Genomic DNA, 2205 nt, shown 5'->3' with positions numbered 1-2205 from the left:
GGCGCTGGGGTAGAGCAGCTGAAAACTTTGGCCGATGAGTTGCTCCCGGCCGACGCCAAACATCTCGCAAACGCGCTGGTTGCAGTCAATGATGGCGCGGTTGCGTGAGAGCACCAAGCCGATGGGGGCCAAGTCAAAGGCGAGGCGGTAGTCGATGTCTGGGGGCATGGCGGGCAGGCCACCCGCCTAGGGCAGCCCTCTACGAAAAACTACGTAGTTCAATACGTAGTATCGTAGCGTTTTGATTCTTTCCTGGAGACCGGTGTGAACAAGATTTTTCCCTCCGCAGCCGAGGCCCTCAAGGGCATCGTGGCTGACGGGCAACTCATTGGCGTGGGCGGTTTTGGCCTGTGCGGCATTCCTGAAGCTTTGATTGCCGCCCTGCGTGACAGCGGCGTGCAAAACCTGACGGCCATTTCCAACAACGCGGGCGTGGATGACTTTGGTCTGGGCATCTTGCTGCAGACGCGCCAGATCAAGAAGATGATTTCTTCTTATGTGGGCGAGAACAAAGAGTTTGAGCGCCAGTATCTGGCGGGCGAACTGGCTTTGGAGTTCACACCCCAAGGCACGCTGGCCGAGAAGCTGCGTGCGGGCGGCGCGGGCATTCCGGCTTTCTTCACCAAGACTGGTGTGGGCACCTTGGTGGCCGAGGGCAAAGAGCTGCGCGAGTTTGACGGCGAGACCTACGTGATGGAGCGCGCCTTGGTGCCCGATGTGTCGCTGGTCAAAGCGCACCGCGCTGACAAGTCCGGCAACCTGCAGTTCCGCTACACCTCGCGCAACTTCAACCCGGCGGTGGCCATGGCGGGCAAGATTTGCGTGGTCGAGGTTGAAGAGATCGTCGAGACCGGTGAGATGCACCCCGACAGCGTGCACCTGCCCGGCATTTATGTGCACCGCATCGTGTTGAACACGACGCCGGAAAAGCGCATTGAGAAACGCACGATTACAGAAAAGGCGGGCGTATGAAGCCCGCCGTGACCGAAAAAACAGGAGCCTGATATGAGCTGGAGTCAAGACCAAATGGCCGCCCGTGCGGCCCACGAACTGGAAGACGGTTTCTATGTGAACCTGGGTATCGGCATCCCCACGCTGGTGGCCAACTTTGTGCCTGCAGACAAAGAAGTCTGGCTGCAAAGCGAAAACGGCATGCTGGGCATTGGCCCGTTCCCGACCGAAGACGAGGTCGACGCTGACCTGATCAACGCAGGCAAGCAAACCGTGACGACCATCAAAGGTTCATCGATTTTTGGCAGCGATCTGTCGTTTGCCATGATCCGTGGCGGCAAGATCAATTTGTCGATCCTGGGTGCGATGCAGGTCACCGACAAGGGCGACCTGGCCAACTGGATGATCCCCGGCAAGATGGTCAAGGGCATGGGCGGCGCGATGGACTTGGTGGCGGGCGTCAAGCGCGTGATCATCTTGATGGAGCATGTGGCCAAAAAGAAAGACGGCACCGAAGACATGAAGATCCTGCCCGAGTGCACACTGCCGCTGACCGGCAAGGGCGTGGTTGACCGCATCATCACCGACTTGGCCGTGATGGACGTGACCGACGCAGGCCTGAAAGTGGTGGAGCTGGCCCCGGGCGTGACGCCTGAGCAGCTGCAGAGCAAAACGGGTGTGAAGTTGATTTTCTGATCGGTTGCCGCGTTCATGACAAAAGGCCCGTTGAGGGCCTTTTGTTTTGGTCAATTAGCGGCCATCTACGAGGGCGCCCTGCGCGAGGCGCTCACCGGTCGGGCTCATGCGCGCTTCGCTCGCCAAATCGCCCGATCGGGTGAGCGCCTCACACAGGGCTGGTTGGGACCTTGCTGATTTCGGATGGATGCTGTCGGTCTTTGTGGGTTGGCGCATTTGGGTACGACGTCTTTGGTGCACCAACACCTTTTGAAAATATCGCTGAACGACAAAAGCCGATATCGGACTGCAATCGTCCGATCTACGGATCGCGCATTCAGGCCCTTAACTGCGCCTGCAATTGCGCCACCTGCGATCGCAGCGTCTGGTTTTCTGCGGTCAAGGCGGCGACTTGCGCGTGCAGGGCTTGCCGTTCGGTGGGTGCGGCGTCGGTGCCGTCCGGTTCGTCAGAGGGCTGGTTGTCTGAGGGCGTTTTGCGGTTCACTTCGCGCACGCGCTTGGCCGCTTGCTTGAGTTCTTCTTTGCCGCCCAGGGCCGCGCTTTTTTGCTCTTCTGCGG

The 2205-nt window shown here is 59.5% G+C and carries 3 protein-coding genes and 1 pseudogene; 2 read left to right on the top strand and 2 right to left on the bottom strand.

Translation table 11 applies throughout. The features are described from left to right. Positions 1 to 168 (bottom strand): PAS domain-containing protein (locus tag Q0341_RS10170; protein ID WP_299512822.1); only part of this gene is annotated, 168 nt, incomplete at its 3' end. Positions 169 to 264: 96 nt separating this feature from the next. Here Q0341_RS10170 and Q0341_RS10165 point away from each other — a divergent pair. Continuing rightward, positions 265 to 972 (top strand): CoA transferase subunit A, encoded by a 708-nt coding sequence (locus Q0341_RS10165; RefSeq protein WP_299512819.1) that lies wholly within the window; start codon positions 265 to 267, stop codon positions 970 to 972. A 33-nt stretch (positions 973 to 1005) separates the two neighbouring features. Further along, on the top strand, positions 1006 to 1647 hold the full coding sequence (locus Q0341_RS10160; RefSeq protein WP_299512816.1) for a 3-oxoacid CoA-transferase subunit B: 642 nt from the start codon (positions 1006 to 1008) through the stop codon (positions 1645 to 1647). A gap of 316 nt (positions 1648 to 1963) precedes the next feature. Here Q0341_RS10160 and Q0341_RS10155 read toward each other — a convergent pair. Then, positions 1964 to 2205, bottom strand: a pseudogene (locus tag Q0341_RS10155) (plasmid replication/partition related protein); the annotation flags it as partial.

The organism is uncultured Limnohabitans sp. (genome assembly GCF_937889215.1).
Classification (GTDB): Bacteria; Pseudomonadota; Gammaproteobacteria; order Burkholderiales; family Burkholderiaceae_C; genus Limnohabitans_A.
Note: the sequence above shows the minus strand (reverse complement) of the source record. Positions and strands in the feature narration are given on the sequence as shown.

Coding starts and splice junctions, on each gene's coding strand:
- Q0341_RS10160 (WP_299512816.1), top strand. CDS start 1,006: ATGAGCTGGAGTCAAGACCAAATGGCCGCCCGTGCGGCCCACGAACTG.